General features: G+C 44.8%; 11 protein-coding genes and 3 tRNA genes. 6 read left to right on the top strand and 8 right to left on the bottom strand.

Features of this window, described 5'->3' with window-relative positions; genetic code table 11:
- The first annotated feature begins 193 nt into the window (after positions 1-193).
- Entirely contained in the window at positions 194-1,303 is a 1,110-nt protein-coding gene (locus FTU03_RS00260) for an HPP family protein (RefSeq protein WP_034704289.1), read from the top strand.
- A 73-nt stretch (positions 1,304-1,376) separates the two neighbouring features.
- On the opposite strand, the gene FTU03_RS00255 is transcribed toward FTU03_RS00260, so the two are convergent.
- The 3 genes from FTU03_RS00255 to FTU03_RS00245 form a co-directional block, all read right to left on the bottom strand.
- Positions 1,377-2,786, bottom strand: a complete 1,410-nt coding sequence (locus FTU03_RS00255) for a DASS family sodium-coupled anion symporter (RefSeq protein ID WP_179992846.1) — start codon at positions 2,784-2,786, stop codon at positions 1,377-1,379.
- Positions 2,787-2,870: 84 nt separating this feature from the next.
- Entirely contained in the window at positions 2,871-3,653 is a 783-nt protein-coding gene (locus tag FTU03_RS00250) for a sulfite exporter TauE/SafE family protein (protein ID WP_179992845.1), read from the bottom strand.
- A gap of 180 nt (positions 3,654-3,833) precedes the next feature.
- The gene (locus FTU03_RS00245) at positions 3,834-4,106 is read right to left on the bottom strand and encodes a PspC domain-containing protein (RefSeq protein ID WP_034169835.1); all 273 of its coding nucleotides are present in this window, start codon (positions 4,104-4,106) and stop codon (positions 3,834-3,836) included.
- A 250-nt stretch (positions 4,107-4,356) separates the two neighbouring features.
- Between FTU03_RS00245 and FTU03_RS00240 the strand changes: the two genes are divergently transcribed.
- Entirely contained in the window at positions 4,357-5,043 is a 687-nt protein-coding gene (locus FTU03_RS00240) for a hypothetical protein (RefSeq protein WP_159123913.1), read from the top strand.
- 157 nt (positions 5,044-5,200) lie between these two features.
- Here the strand turns inward: FTU03_RS00240 and FTU03_RS00235 are convergent.
- From FTU03_RS00235 to FTU03_RS00215, 5 genes are all read right to left on the bottom strand, one after another.
- Positions 5,201-5,276: transfer RNA gene (locus FTU03_RS00235), tRNA-Lys, on the bottom strand.
- 57 nt (positions 5,277-5,333) lie between these two features.
- Positions 5,334-5,409 (bottom strand) — tRNA-Lys (locus tag FTU03_RS00230).
- Between the two features lie 21 nt (positions 5,410-5,430).
- Positions 5,431-5,506 (bottom strand) — tRNA-Lys (locus FTU03_RS00225).
- Positions 5,507-5,703: 197 nt separating this feature from the next.
- On the bottom strand, positions 5,704-7,545 hold the full coding sequence (locus tag FTU03_RS00220) for a long-chain-acyl-CoA synthetase (protein ID WP_179992844.1): 1,842 nt from the start codon (positions 7,543-7,545) through the stop codon (positions 5,704-5,706).
- Between the two features lie 173 nt (positions 7,546-7,718).
- Positions 7,719-11,138: an Rne/Rng family ribonuclease gene (locus tag FTU03_RS00215; RefSeq protein ID WP_179992843.1), complete on the bottom strand. Its 3,420-nt coding sequence runs from the start codon at positions 11,136-11,138 to the stop codon at positions 7,719-7,721.
- 769 nt (positions 11,139-11,907) lie between these two features.
- Between FTU03_RS00215 and FTU03_RS00210 the strand changes: the two genes are divergently transcribed.
- The 4 genes from FTU03_RS00210 (at position 11,908) to FTU03_RS00195 (ending at position 15,990) form a co-directional block, all read left to right on the top strand.
- Complete coding sequence (locus FTU03_RS00210; protein WP_179992842.1) at positions 11,908-12,876, top strand: RluA family pseudouridine synthase; 969 nt, start codon at positions 11,908-11,910, stop codon at positions 12,874-12,876.
- A gap of 320 nt (positions 12,877-13,196) precedes the next feature.
- Positions 13,197-13,865, top strand: coding sequence for an HAD-IA family hydrolase (locus FTU03_RS00205; RefSeq protein ID WP_179992841.1), 669 nt, complete (start codon positions 13,197-13,199; stop codon positions 13,863-13,865).
- 408 nt (positions 13,866-14,273) lie between these two features.
- Positions 14,274-15,071 carry a 2-keto-4-pentenoate hydratase gene (locus FTU03_RS00200; RefSeq protein ID WP_004781809.1) on the top strand — a complete coding sequence of 266 codons (798 nt, stop codon included), beginning with the start codon at positions 14,274-14,276 and terminating at the stop codon, positions 15,069-15,071.
- Positions 15,072-15,093: 22 nt separating this feature from the next.
- Positions 15,094-15,990, top strand: coding sequence for an acetaldehyde dehydrogenase (acetylating) (locus tag FTU03_RS00195; RefSeq protein WP_004781810.1), 897 nt, complete (start codon positions 15,094-15,096; stop codon positions 15,988-15,990).
- Positions 15,991-15,999: the final 9 nt, after the last annotated feature.

Genomic DNA, 15,999 nt, shown 5'->3' with positions numbered 1-15,999 from the left:
ATGATCTTATTGAAAATCCTATGAGAGATTGAATAGTAAAATAGGACTAGATGGATGGTTTTTCTCTGGTGTGTGACTTAGCTTTTTAAACAGCATCCATTTAAGTGTAATTAAAAGATATAAAATAAATACATCTTTAAAGCGACTAGTTTTATAATGCGCAAAATCTGTAAACATTAAAATCAGGCGCGCCGTGTTCCATTCCAATCTCGACTGGCTCAATACCTTAAAACCGAATTTTAAAGTTCTTCCACTCAAGGACCGTTTACTCTGCGGTATTGGGGCACTACTGGGTCTCACGGTATCATCATTACTGAGTTTATGGATTCTGGGTGATTTTGAAGCCTGGTATATTGCGCCGATGGGGGCCTCTTCGGTACTGCTGTTTGCAGTTCCGGCCAGTCCCTTGGCACAGCCCTGGAATATTCTGGTAGGTAATACTATTGCTGCGGTAGTGGGTGTGACCTGTGCCTTGTTTATTGCCAGTCCGACGGAAGCTTTTAGTCTAGCGGTAGCTTTGGCTATTATCCTGATGATGACCACCGATTCCCTGCATCCACCGAGTGGTGCTGTGGCTATTACGGCGGTACTCGGCGGCAATGCGGTGCATGAACTCGGCTATGCTTTCGTTTTCTATCCGGTGCTGCTGAATTCGATCTTATTGATGGTAATTGCGATCGTCTTTAATCGAATGATTGGCAAGCGTTATCCGCAGCAGGCGCAATTGAATACCCGTTCCAAAGATCCGACCCCGACCCAGAAAGTCACTATTCAGCCGCAAGATATTCAGGAAGTACTAGATCAGCAAACCGAGCTGCTGGACATTAGTGAATATGACCTGCAAAAGATTATTCTGGAAGCGCAGGACCGAGCCAATGCCCGTGCGGTCAACCAGTTTACCTGTCAGGACATTATGACTAAAGACGTGGTGACCCTGCATGCCAATGATAATATTCAGCATGCACTGGATAAATTTAAAGAAATGAACCTGATGAGCCTGCCGGTGGTTAATGCGGAAGGCAAGCTGGTGGGAACGCTGGCCATGTATCAGGTGGTAGAATGGTTTAAACGTGCTGCAGATGTGCGCAGCAGCTGGGAACATCAAGTCAAACATATTATGACCCGCAAAGTGGTCACTGTGCAGCCATTGCAGCCGATTCAGGATCTGGTGCCCTATTTTGTGGAACGTTCCTTTAACTATATTCCGGTAGTGAGTGAGCAGCGTCTGGTCGGAATTATCAGCCGCGCAGATATTATCGCTGCCCTGAATCAGGAACTGAACCATTTTAAAATGAGAGCTTAAAGCTGTTTTGAATAGTTCTGAAAAAAAAGCACCCTCGGGTGCTTTTTAATTTGGAATCTGGATTTATTTAAACTTAGATAAAGAACCAGTAAATAAACAGGGAAACCAAGAAAATACACATGATATTCAGGACAAAGCCGACTTTCATCATTTCACTTTGTTGAATATGGCCAGTACCAAACACAATCGCATTCGGTGGTGTCGCCACAGGTAGCATGAAGGCACAAGAAGCCCCAATCCCGATCACAATCACCAGAATCTCTTTAGGCATACCCATCTGGTCGGCAATGGCGGCAAAGACCGGAACCAGTAAGGCAGCTGAGGCAGTATTACTGGTAAATTCAGTCAGGAAGATGATGAAGGTTGCCACAACGAAGATAATTACGAGAGGCGAGGAGTCACCGAAAGCATTTGCCAGTGTTTGACCTAAAACCAGAGAACTGCCTGAATCCTTCAAGACAGCACTTAAGGTCAAGCCGCCACCAAACAGATAGAGCACGCCCCAATCGGTATTTTCAGCAACCTGTTTCCATGTAGCCGTACCCAGAATCACCACCAGACAGGCTGCCAGAATCGCGATCCAGGTATCAGGCTGTGAAATACCGAAATTTTCAGTCAATTTTTTACTGAAAATCCAGGCCATTGCCGTACAGAGGAACAACACCATCGTCGCAATACGGGTGGTGGTCCAGGGGATATTTTCAGTGACAAAATTCACCTTATGATTCAGTTTTGGACGCAATACCACATACAGACTGATCAACATTGCTGGCAGAATAATGAACATCATTGGCAGGCCGACTTTCATCCAGTCAGCGAAGTCATAACCGAGGGCTTTGGCTGCAATCGCATTCGGTGGAGAACCGACGATGGTGCCCAAGCCACCAATACTGGCTGAATAGGCAATCCCGAGCAGAATAAATACAAAGGTTTTACGTTCTTTTTCGGCATCCAGATGCGCAAGTAAACCCAGCGCCAGAGGCAACATCATAGCTGCGGTGGCGGTATTGGAAATCCACATCGACAGGGCAGCAGTTACTAAAAAGATAGCCAGTACCGAAGCACCGAGATGTCCACCGGAGAGCGAGATAATCCATGTGGCAATCTTCTTGTCCAGTTTCTGGATATGCAGCGCCGTAGCCAAAGCAAAACCACCAAAAAACAGGAAAATCACGGGATCGGCAAAGGTAGCGAGTGCTGCCTGCATGCTAATCGGTACCAGTTCATCACCATCTGCCATCGGCATACTCAATACAACCGCCAGTACCGGTATGAGTAGGGCTGTAATCGTAATATGCAGGGCTTCGGTCAGCCATAGAATGGCGATAAAGGTCAGTAGGGCCAATCCCTTATTGGCATTTTCGTCATAGGGTAAAATATGATACAAGCCATAAGAGATCACGGCAGCGATCACAATTAAAATCCAGCCTTTGCGAATTCCTTTTGGCATGGCATTAGTCGGGGTGCGTAAAGGGTCGTTCATACAACCTCCTTGCTCAACTTTTTTATTTAAAAGCGTTTTTGAAATTCTTATAAAAGTGAATATGTGTTTTGATTAAAAAAGATATTATTTAAACAGTATAGTAGAGTGTTGTAATAATCCCACACTTTGCCAAAGTGCGTAAATCCCCAGTCCAAATAGAAAAAACAGCACCAGATATTTGAAATGTTGCTGGGAAAGTCGATGCCGTATTTTTCCACCCAGCCAGACGCCGATGAGTGCAAATAACGTGATTCCGAGCAGGATATGTCGCTGATGGGTTTGTAAAGAAATGAGGATCGGGAAGAGTAAGGTCAACTGCACCAGTTTGCTGACAATAAAGTTGAGATTACTGATGATGACGATATCAGTTTTGGAGAGCTGGCAGCTAAGCAGATACATCATCAGGAAGGGTGCCATGGCATTGGTTGCACCTCCAATCATGCCGGCCAGTAAACCGAATCCTAGCATACTGAGCTGACTGCTACTGACCCGAAGCGGAGTAGGACGTAATTGATCCAGCACATAAAATATAATCACCAGACCCAGCAATAATTTAAGATAGCCTTCATTGATCCAGATAAGTAGTTTGACCCCCAGCACACTACCGACCAGACTGCTGAGCATGAGTGGCCAATAGCGTGAGGCATAATAGCGAATGCTCTGCAACAGGCCATGTTTTGGATCACTATTGAGCATCCAAAGATTCAATAACAGGCAGGGGAGAATCACCAGGGTGACTGCTGTACTTAAGGCATATTCACTGGATAAGGCAGCCGTACTCAGCATAGGAAAGCCAAAGCCACTGACCCCATGCAGTAATGCCGCGATCGCACACAGCCAAAGCACAATCCATTCTGCCTGTGTCATCTGAAATCCATTTCAAGAATAAAGTATCAACTTACCCTGAACAGGTGAGCAGGGTAAAGCATAAAATGGTAATAAGACCAAAACCTAAAAATCAGGCAAAAAAAACCACGATCTTTTGGGGGAAGGACCGTGGCATAAAAATTTCACCATATGAATATTTAGGTGAAAGAGGAAACGATTTTATCGGTAGTCTTTATCCTGATTCACGGTACGCACAGGACGTTCATAATCAGTTCTGCTCGCGGCATAATCAGGCATAGAATTCTTTTTTGGCATCACCAGCCATAGAACCAGATAAACCAGAATACCCGGGAAAGCGGCACTCATGACTGAAATAATCACAAAGATCAGGCGTAATAAATTTGCGTTCCAACCAAAACGTTCAGCAATACCACCCATTACACCTGCAATCATGTTTGAGCGGTTAGAGCGATATAAACCAACATTGGCCATCCAAGTCTCCTGATAGAAAAAATAAGGTTGAGTCTAAAAAATGACTCGTATTTATAAGAATGGAGTTTTATCTGAATTTTTAAAGTATCTATTGAAAATAAATTCGTTAAGTAATGTTACGGGAGATTAAATAATCCTTAAAAAATCACTAAGATCATAAAAATTCCATTGAATTCATTATTAAAACTTATAAGTTTTCAGTGAGTCGTCTGCCTATATAGATGTGCACCCCTTCAGGTATATTTTTAAAATGAAATCGAATGTATCGCATCATTTAAGTGGTTTATGCCGGCTTGGATTTGTGCTGGGAAGTGTTGCAGGACTGATTGCCTGTGATGACCATCAAAGCAAACCCTTACCTGATACTACGAAAACTTTGGCACAAGATGGCGTAGTCATCTCCGCCGCCAATGAAAGTTATGACACCCGTAATGCTAAATCGCTCACCCAGACTGCAACCTATAATGCATTGCCTGTAGAACCAAATGTCGATCCTAAACCTGTACCGGATTATGCCAAAAGCTATGTCGGGCGTTATCTTACCCAGATTGATTGTGACGGACGGTTTGCACCTTGTACGGAAGGGAAATCGGTGTTTATTTTGACTTTATTGCCAGATGGTACAGTGCATCGCAGTATCGTGCATTATGGCAAAGTCTTTGTGAATAATTCCAGACGAGTTCAGACCGAAAGCAATGTGACCTATCGTAAGGACCGCTGGACGATTAATCCGGAACAAACTGAACTGATCGTGGACCGTAAAGAGGGGGCAAAATTCTATTATACAATTAAAAGCCCAACCCATCTGGTCATGAATCTGGAAAAAATTTATGACGAAAAAGAACGAGCAAACCAGCAGTTATTTGATCAGGGTTATCCTGCACCTTCTAAAGCGTATGAGCTGGTCAAAGATTCTGAATTTAAGATGACAGAATAAAAGCGATAAAATCTGTAAAAAATTTAAAAACAGAGTAAATGGAAATGGCGATTCTAAAATTGTCAGGATGAATTGCGCTTAAATAAAAAGAATGAACTGAATAATATAGGAAATATTATAAGAATATTGAAAGAAGAAATAAATATAGAGGGGAGAATGGTGGGCCGTCCGCGACTCGAACGCGGGACCAATGGATTAAAAGTCCACTGCTCTACCAACTGAGCTAACGGCCCATTCGGGTAATCAAAGTAGCTTTGATTGAAGTTTCTAAAAAGAGATTTTAGAAATGATGGTGGGCCGTCCGCGACTCGAACGCGGGACCAATGGATTAAAAGTCCACTGCTCTACCAACTGAGCTAACGGCCCATCAGGGGATATCAAATTTAATGGTGGGCCGTCCGCGACTCGAACGCGGGACCAATGGATTAAAAGTCCACTGCTCTACCAACTGAGCTAACGGCCCTGAACCAACAATCAAGCAAGGCTTAATTGTGCAGTGCAAAAGAAACTAAAGAGTTCTGAAAGCACCACTTTGTTTGATGGAGCGTATTGTAGCAAGATCTCATTGCAGCGCAAGTAAAAAATAACAAAGTTGCCTATGTTTGATTATAAATACAACAATTCTGCTTTATCTAAACAAAAAATAGGCAACTTCAGCACTTAGAAACGATATTGATAGGCTTGAATGTTCTCAAAAATTTCTTGAGTCAGCTCACAATACGCATCGCTGCTTGGCAATAAAACCAGCAAGCGTTCATCGGTTTTGTTTGGGTCAAAAGCCTGTTCTTTCAGTTTGTTTTTCTGATACTTGAAGGTACCGGTCGTTTCTACCTGTTCTTGAATGCGCAGAAAAACTGGAACTGCATATGCAGGCAGACAGCGTTTAAAGGTGCTGACCATATTTTTCAGGTCTTGCTCATCCAGGGTGCTTCCCGGTTGCAGGGTAATTGCAGCCATACCGGCACGGCCATTGGTATTTGGAATTTCTACGCCATAAACCACAGCTTCGATAATTTTGTCATACTCGGTCAGCATGTTTTCGACTTCAGTCGTTGAAACATTTTCACCTTTCCAGCGGAAGGTATCACCGAGACGATCAACAAACTGGGCATGACGGAAACCGATATTACGTACCAGATCGCCGGTATTGAAGTAGGAATCACCTTTGCTGAACACGTCATGCATGATGACCGCCTTGTTCTTTTCCGGATCGGTATAGCCATCGAAAGGGGAGCGGCGGGTGATTTTACCAATCAATAAACCGGTTTCACCTTTTTTCACCCGTTTGCAGCGACCTTTGGCATCACGTACAGGCTCATTTTTATCTTTATCAAATTCGATAATGGCATAAGGCGTTGGTGAGAAACCGACAGTATTGTCAAAGTTAAAGACATTGCTGAAACCGACATTACCTTCACTTGAGGCATACAGTTCCAGTACTTCCTTGATGCCAAAACGGGATTTGAATTTATCCCAGATGTTCGGGCGCATGCCATTACCAATCATCTTGGTGACACGATGGCCTTTTTCCAGTTCAGACGGTGGGGCATCCATCAGGTAGCGGCAAAGTTCACCGACATAACCAATCGCTGAAGCATCAAATTTTTTGACATCTTTCCAGAAGGAAGAGGTGGAGAATTTACGGCGGATGGCAAAAGTACTGCTTCCGGCAATCACCCCACACCAGCACACCACAATACCTGTCGCATGATAAAGCGGCAGGGTGCAGTACATCACGTCATCTTTATTCAGGTTCAGGACATGGCCATAGGTGCCATAGGCGAGTGTCCAGCGGCTATTGGTAAAGATCACCGCTTTAGGTAAGCCGGTAGTACCTGAAGTATAGATATAGAACAGGCCGTCTTTGCCTTGTACCGAATGCGTAGTCGGTGTATTGAATTTCGGGAACTGGTCAATCTGCTCTGCTAGGTTGATAAACCCTTCAGGTGCTTGTCCGGTATTTTCTTGTGTGTTCTGATCGGCAAACCAGTGGAAACGGTCAGCGGCAATATTGAGATTATTGCGGATTTCATCAACGGCAGCACGGCACTCTTCACCGACAATGACTGCAATCGGTTTCACCAGGTTAATACTATGTGTCAGGACTTTACCGACCTGAGAGGTATTCACCAGCGCAATCGTGATGCCTAGCTTGGCCAGACCAATCACACTGGCAATGAACTCCGGACGGTTCTCGACCATTACAGCCACCACATCACCTTTCTGTGCACCGAGAGAGAGGTAGAAATGTGCGATCTGGTTCGCCCAGCCATTTAGGTGAGCATAGGTATAGGACTGATCCTCAAAACGTAATGCAATACCTTCAGGATTACGCTGCGTTGCTTTTTCAAAAGCCAAACCCAGGCCTGCGGGCGTATTGGGAGTACGTAAATAAGCCTGTCGCAGTCCGTTCAGCAGATTAGGGACCTTACTGATGAAGGCAGGGATTTTGGCTGCGACATCTGCAATGCCAATAAGATCGGGTTGGTTCGTCTGGGTCATGGGCGTCCTATTATTTTTCGTATCCAATGCGTTTAATTTATATGCAATAAACGGATGATAGCCATCTTTTAGCGTGTTGAAACTAGAGTAATCAACCTATTCTGACAAAATCTAGCAAAAAAAACCTAGCCACCGAAATGACTAGGTTTTTTAGTTAACTGCAATTGGGCGAATTATGACTCAGTTGCAGTATTGGTTTTTTTCGGTGGACGGCCACGTGGACGACGTGGGCGGGCAGCCGGTTTTTCAGCTTTTGCTACAGTTTCTTCAGCTTTATCGGCTTCCGGAGTTTCGGTAGGTGCAGCTTCGTTTTCTACTGGAGTTGCTTCAGCTGTAGTCGTTTCAGTGACTTCTTCAGCGGGAGCCTGTTCAGCTTTCGCAGTTTCTACAGGCGCTTCAGCAGCTGGCTCAGGAGCTTGAGTCGCTTCAGCTGTATCTGCGCTTTCCACTGCAGCTACCGGAGCTTCAGCAGGTACAGCTTCAGCACTTTCAGCTTTCGCTTCTTCCGCTGGAGCCGTTACTTCTGCAGCAGGTTCAGCTTCAGCTTGTGCTTGCTGTTTTGCCTGCTGTAACGCTTGCTCGGCAGCCAGTTTAGCGAGACGACGACGCTCACGTGGATCATTCGCCACACGTTTCTCTGAAACCGGTGCAGGCGGAGTTAAATCCAGCACAGGTGCAGGTTCTGCTTCAGGTTGCGCTTTGCTGACTTCTACATCGCGAGTTACAGGTTTTTTCTCTGTGGTCGCGGTCGAAACCGTTGCTAAAGTCGCATTATATTCCTGCGTGAACTTTTGCAATGCACGGTTAAATGTTGGTAACAGACCGAACTGTTCAATCAGGACTGAACAGTCTTCACCATAAACATGGCGAATCAGGCTACCAATAGTGTATTGGCCAAGTGTTGGCACCTGTGATGGTGTCAATTGCTGAGTTTTCGCCTGTTGGCCTTGTGCAGCACGACGGTCGCGACGACGTTGACGTGGGTCATTGCTGGCACGCTGTTTTGATGATGACTGAGCTTCAGGCGTTTTCTCTGCAGGAGCAGATGCAGTCACTTCAGCCAGGAACTCTTCCGCAGCTGGTGCTTCTACAGGAGCATCGGCGGGAGCAGTCACTTCAACAGCAGGTTTTGCGACTGGAGCAGTGTCATTCAATGCCACAATTTCGCTTTTCGCCTCGTCAATATTTACCACCATTGCTGTTGGCATCACTTCTTTACGAGGAGCATCGACCAGTTCCACACGAACTTGCTTTTCATTGACTGCTGGCGCTTCAACGGCAGCAGGTGCTTGAGGTGCAGCTTGTTCATTTAGAACACTTGGATCGCGGTGGCGATTTGGACGTTCTGGACGTTGCTGGTTGCGACGGTCACGACGTGGCACGTTTTGCTGTTGCTCATTGCCGTGAGTATCGCTTTGCTGTGCAGACTCATTGTGGTGCTGACGGCGAGAGTTGCGTTTGTTTTCACGCGCTTCCTGACGTTGTTCCTGACGAGAAACCTGAACCACTTCTTCATGCACCTGATGTTGTGATGCATTATCAGACTGCGCCTGTTCACGTGGCTCTTTGTGCTTGTTGCTACGTGCTTTCTTGTTATGACGCTGTGATTTCTCTTCACGTTCAGCTTTTTCAGACTGATCACGCTCTGGTTTATGGACTACAGTCGATGGCGCCAGATAAGCATTGCCGGTAGTTGCTGGTGCTGCAACAGCTGCTGGCTGTGCGGATACTGCTGGTGTTACAGGAGCAACCTGGCCGAACTGGCCACGGCTCACTGCACCGCCATTCACCATCTGTTCGATGGCAGCAGCTGCATTATTCGCCGTGCGAGATTGATCAACAGTAGTTGCCTGTTTTTGTACAAACAGGTTTTCTAACCATGCACATGGGCTTGCTGCAGGTGCTGCAACTTGAGCAGGTGCCTGTTGTGCAGCAGGTGCTTGCTGTACGTTTTGCTGGTTCTGGTTATTGCGGCGTTTATTGTTTTTGCCGTTGTTTTGCTGCTGTGCAGGTGCTGGTGCAGCGGTATGCGTATGTTCTTCTTCTAAATGCCACTCAGAAGACTCATAGCCCAGTTCTTTTTCGCTTGAACGGGTTGCTTCAGTACGCTCGTAACTTGTCGGTGCGAAACCTTCAGGATTATACGAAATTTCGTAGTGAGGTGTTTCCAAGTGTGGATGTGGAAGTACAGTCACACGTGTATTTGAAGTTTGTTCCAGATATACCAGGCTGTGACGTTTTTCATTGAGCATGAACGCCGCAATTTCTACCGGTACTTCAACCTGAACTTCACCATGACGTTCACGTAGTGCGATTTCTTCCACTTTACGCATAATTGAAAGGGATAGAGAACGCAGGTCACGTACCATACCGGTACCATGACAGCGTGGGCAGACATAACCAGTTGCTTCTTCAAGCGATGGACGCAGACGTTGACGGCTCATTTCCATCAGGCCGAAACGAGACAGTTGGCCGAACTGTATACGTGCGCGGTCGCTTTGAGTTGCTTCACGCAGTTTCGCTTCTACCATACGCTGGTTGCGGTCTTTGGTCATGTCGATGAAGTCGATGACAACTAAGCCACCGATATCACGTAAACGTAATTGGCGAGCAATTTCTTCAGCGGCTTCAAGGTTGGTATTTAACGCTGTATCTTCAACGTCCTGACCGCGAGTTGATTTTGCCGAGTTAATGTCGATTGAAACTAAAGCTTCAGTTTGATCGATCACGATCGAACCGCCTGAAGGCAGTTTTACTTCGCGTTCATAAGCAGTTTGAATTTGGCTTTCGATACCGAAATGCGCAAACAAAGGCTCATTCAATGTATAAGTTTTCAGTTTGTCTAACTGAAGCGGCATTACTGCTTTAACGAAGTTATAAGCTTCGTTATAGGCTTGCTCAGAGTCAATCAGGATTTCTGCTACATCATCACGCAGGTAATCACGGATGGCACGAGTTACCACACCTGCTTCCTGATGGACCAGCATAGGTGATGGACCTGAATTTGCAGTGCTTTGAATTTGTGCCCAAAGGTCTAGCAAATGTTGCAGATCAAGCTGTAATTCTTCTTGAGAACGGCCAATGCCTGCTGTACGAACAATGACGCTCATACCACGTGGCACATTTAAAGAGGCCAGCATTTCTTTCAGTTCTTCACGTACTGAACCAGAAATCTGACGGCTGATACCGCCACCTTTCGGGTTGTTTGGCATCAGAACCAGATAACGACCAGCTAAAGAGATGAAAGTTGAGAGAGCAGCGCCTTTATTGCCGCGCTCTTCTTTTTCCACCTGAACCAGAAGTTCAGTACCTTCAGTAATCAGTTCACGGATATTTGAAGTTTGGCGAGGATCGGCTTTGTAATAAGAGTTTGCGATTTCACGCATAGACAGGAAGCCTTGGCGACCTGCGCCGTATTCAACGAATACAGCTTCTAAAGAAGGTTCAACGCGAGTCACGTGACCTTTATAGATATTAGATTTTTTTTGTTCACGGGTACGATTCTCTAAATCGAAATCGTAAAGACGCTGACCAGTGACAAGTGCAACGCGAATTTCTTCGGCATGTGTTGCATTAATCAACATACGTTTCATGGGTGTAACACCTTATAGTGATACACAGCAAAAAATCGCTATTCACGTAGCGAACATCACACATCACGGATCAATGGCCCAGATCTCCAATGCTTGGCATTGTGGTCTGAGTCTTTTATTCCCGGCGTCTACTTGAATATAGATCAGCTTCGGTATTTTGATTCACGTATTGATGATGGCAATACGGCTTCAATCTTTAAACGATTAAAGTCACCTGAACGTTTCACTGGCGGACAAGCGGTGCATTAGATGTGAGTAACTTTCACTGTCACATTGCTCGAAGATCATCCCTTCTTTATAGAAAGTGTCTTGATACGGAATTGTCGTCGTATCTTTACAAACTGTGCAGATCCAATGCATCAAACGCTGTAGCCTGAAGTCGTCTTCAGGGTGCGACTAATCTGATGTGTATCAGTTTACGTTTAAAAACCAACTAGGTTGGCGACATATTTTTTCAGACAAACTGATTTATGTACCTGAGGTACAATTAAACGCAACAGTTTGCTTTGTTTGCCGATATAATAAGCCTTCGGCGTCGGCATAATTCTTTTGGGACCTTCCCGTATCATGTGAGTCTTTAATTGAATAATCAAGTTCAGAGAAATCTGAAATGCTTCAACTTTTACTCACAAACGATGGTTTCCGTGCGCTGACTATATCAAACCTTGCATCATCTGCCTATGGGCTAAGCTTATGTTTCTTGTGTAAAGCATAACCTAAGTGATCAGTTTTTAATCAATTTTAGTAATTTTTGGGTCATAGTAACTGTATGAATTCTACACAACAATGGCAAAGCGTCACTTGGTTTGAAGTGGATGAACATCAAGATGGACAGCGAATCGATAATTTCCTGTTCAGTCGTCTGAAAGGGGTGCCTAAAAGTCGGATTTATCGTCTGATTCGTGAGGGACAGGTTCGCGTCAATAAAAAACGCATTAAGGCTGAAACCAAACTGGCGATTGGCGACCAGATTCGTGTCGCACCTATCCGTTATGAACAAAAAGATGAATCAGAAGCGCCGATTTCGGACAAGGTGGCTCAAGGCCTTTTATCTTGTGTAGTGTATGAAGATGAAGGCTTGATGGTCGTCAATAAACCATCGGGTATTGCCGTGCATGGCGGTAGCGGTGTGGCGTATGGCCTGATTGAAGGCCTACGTGCTGCAACAGGTAAAAAATACCTGGAATTGATTCACCGTATTGACCGTGACACATCGGGTCTGGTGATGATCTCGAAAAAGCGCAGTACCTTAAAAACGCTACAAGATTTATTACGTGAACATAAGATTAAAAAAACTTATGCCGCTGTCGTGAAAGGGCAGGTAACGCTAGATAAGCAACTCATTGATGCACCTTTGCATCGTTATGAACTTTCTAATGGTGAGCGCCGTGTCCGTGTCTCTAAAGAAGGCAAAGAGTCTAAAACCCAGTGGAATGTGGCAGAGCGTTTTATGCATGCGACACTGGTGTATGCTTCTCCATTGTCTGGTCGTACCCATCAGATTCGTGTACATGGTCTCAGCATTGGTCATCCGTTAGTGGGTGATGAGAAATATGGTCACGAGACTGAATATCGTGGACCAAAACCACGTCGTTTATGTCTGCATGCGATGCGCTTAGAAATTCCGGGTTATCCGACGATTGAAGCGCCTTTGCCTGAAGATATGCAGAGTCTTGTAGCTCAGCTTCGTGCGCAAAAGGCGGATAAGGTGGTAATACCTACGGAAGATGACGAGTAATTTTTAGCTTTTTAATGAGTCTTATCTTGCTTTACTTGAGTGGGAGAAATTTCCCTCTTTATTAGAGATGATTCAAGACAATTTCTAAATCAATGAAGGGCGACATGGATGTCGCTGTTACTCTGTGGTACAGGGACGTGCCATCAGAGTAACAAAGGATTTTTGCTACTTTTCATCCTTGAAAAGTAGATAATACCTATACGAAAACAGCTGCTCACTGATGTTAATTGTGGTGGGGAATTAATTTAACTCACCTCTCCCAAACCCTCTCCTAGAAGGAGAGGGCTTAAAGACACTGAATCAAATACTAGGAACCTTATATGAATTCACCTGTAAAACTGGTCATTTTTGATTGGGATGGCACTTTATTTGATTCAGTGGGTCAGATCGTGTCGAGTTTACAGTTTGCTGCGCAACAGTTTCAGCAACCTTTAACTGATGCAGATGCGAAAAGTATTATCGGATTAGGTTTGCCGGAAGTAGCCCAACGGCTATTCCCAAGTGTGCCAGAATTACATGCGGATATTTTGCAGGCCTATTCAGATCACTATGTGATGAACTCAGTCAATGATGCCTGGTTTGAGGGCGTAGCTGAGATGCTGTATAGCTTAAAAGATGAAGGGATTAAGCTAGCGGTGGCAACAGGTAAAAGCCGTAAAGGTTTAGACCGAGTATTAAAGCAAACCAAGAGTATAGATCTATTTCATGCCACTCGTGCTGCCAGTGAAACCCGTTCTAAACCAGATCCTTTAATGCTGGCTGAAATTCTGACTGAAACTGGTATTAGTGCGCATGAAGCGATTATGGTGGGGGATACATCTTATGACCTGGAAATGGCGATGAATATTGCCATGCCAAGTGTAGGCGTGACTTATGGCGTCCATACACCGGAAACTTTGGCACAGTTTAATCCACTGTCGATTGTGAAGGATGTCAGCAGTTTGCATGACTTTTTATTGGCTAAAGTCCAATGGAAAGAAGCCATTTAATTCAGTATCTTAGTCATTCTTCAAGATCCGGCATTTTCTGAAATAGAAGATGCGGATCAATGCTGTAGATTTGAACAACTGGTCTTATCTTTTAGTCTAAAGTTGTGATTACAGTGGTTTTGTTCTGTCATGATTGTTGAGTTATTTAGTTGGATATAACTTAATTCATAATTATAAGATTATGTTTTTAATTGATTTTTATAAATTTAATTTATAGATAATAGCTATTGCAAAAAATAAAATAACTATTGGCATTCACGTCGTATTTTTCCCATCCTAAAACTGTTTATTCATATGCCCGTACTAGGCGCAATTGTTTATTGGAATGATCGAAATGATCAGGTCAAAACATTTTGCCTGTCTTAGTTCTCGGCATAAGCCTCATTTTTGCAGTTTAAGGAAACATTGATGTCGAATTCTGCTGTTGTTGAATCAGTTGCACAAGCATTACGTACTGCTGAACTCTCAAAAACTGCGATCGCACCGATTCGCCCGGAACTTGGTGGTGAAAGTGCTGACGTAGATATTGCCTATGCGGTTCAGGAAGTAAATACCGAGCGTGCTTTGGCGGAAGGTCGCCGTCTAGTAGGTCGTAAAATTGGTTTGACATCGAAAGTGGTTCAAGCACAGCTTGGCGTAGATCAGCCTGACTTCGGTATGTTGTTTGCCGACATGGCCTATGGCGATGGTGAAGCAATCCCTGCAGGTTTGCTGATTCAACCGAAAGTTGAAGCTGAAATCGCATTGGTCATCAAAGAAGATCTGACTAAAGCAAAACATACGTATGCAGACATCATTAGTGCAACTGACTATGCACTTCCTGCTGTAGAAGTGGTCGATAGCCGTATCGAAAACTGGAAAATCAGCCTGATTGATACCGTAGCTGATAACGCATCTTCTGCTGCATTCGTTCTGGGCTCTAAGCCGGTCAAACTGGAAAACCTTGATCTTGTGAACTGCAAAATGGTCATGACACGTGGCGACGAAGTGGTTTCTCAAGGCGTGGGTAAAGCATGTCTGGCAAACCCGTTAAATGCTGCTGTGTGGCTGGCAGATGAAATGGTACGCCGTGGCCGTCCATTGCTAAAAGGCGACATTATTTTGACTGGTGCTTTGGGTCCAATGGTTGTAGCTCAGCCTGGCGACGAATTCAAAGTTGAAATTGAAGGCTTTGGTTCAGTAACAGCTGCTTTTGCTGCTGAATAAGGGAATACAAGAGAGTACATTCATGAAAAAGATTAAATGTGCATTGATCGGTCCAGGTAATATTGGTACTGATTTGCTTTATAAACTGCAACGCAGCGAATGGTTAGAACCAGTATGGATGGTGGGGATTGACCCAACTTCTGAAGGTCTAGCACGTGCAGCAAAAATGGGTTTAAAAACCACTGCTGAAGGCGTAGACGGTTTGCTGCCTCACGTAGTTGAAGATGACATCAAAATCGCCTTCGATGCAACTTCTGCTTATGTACATGCTGAAAACAGCCGTAAGCTGAACGAGCTTGGCGTGTTAATGATTGACTTAACACCAGCTGCAATTGGTCCTTACTGCGTACCACCTGTCAACCTTGAAGCATTGCTTGAACAAGGTGAAGTGCCAAACGTCAATATGGTAACTTGTGGCGGTCAGGCAACGATTCCTATGGTTGCAGCGATTTCTCGCGTTCAGCCTGTGAACTATGGCGAAATCATTGCGACTGTATCTACTAAATCAGTTGGTCCTGGTACACGTAAAAACATCGACGAATTCACGCGTACTACTGCTGGTGCAATTGAGAAAGTCGGTGGTGCGAAACAAGGTAAAGCGATCATCATCATTAACCCGGCTGAGCCACCACTGATGATGCGTGATACTGTTCACTGTCTAGTAGAAGGTGAGCCAGATCAGGCAGCGATCACTGAATCTGTACATGCGATGATCCTCGAGGTTCAAAAATACGTACCAGGTTACAAACTGGTGAATGGTCCAGTATTTGATGGCAACCGCGTATCGATCTTCCTTGAAGTTGAAGGTCTGGGTGACTTCCTGCCGAAATATGCAGGTAACCTCGACATTATGACTGCAGCAGCTGCACGTACCGCAGAGATGTTTGCAGAACGTGTTTTAAATGCAGTTGAAGCTTAAGGAGCACCT

This window comes from Acinetobacter sp. YH12046 (genome assembly GCF_013419905.1).
In the GTDB taxonomy this organism is placed as follows: domain Bacteria; phylum Pseudomonadota; class Gammaproteobacteria; order Pseudomonadales; family Moraxellaceae; genus Acinetobacter.
The sequence above is the reverse complement of the archived record's forward strand: the minus strand, read 5'-3'. Positions and strand labels throughout refer to the sequence as shown.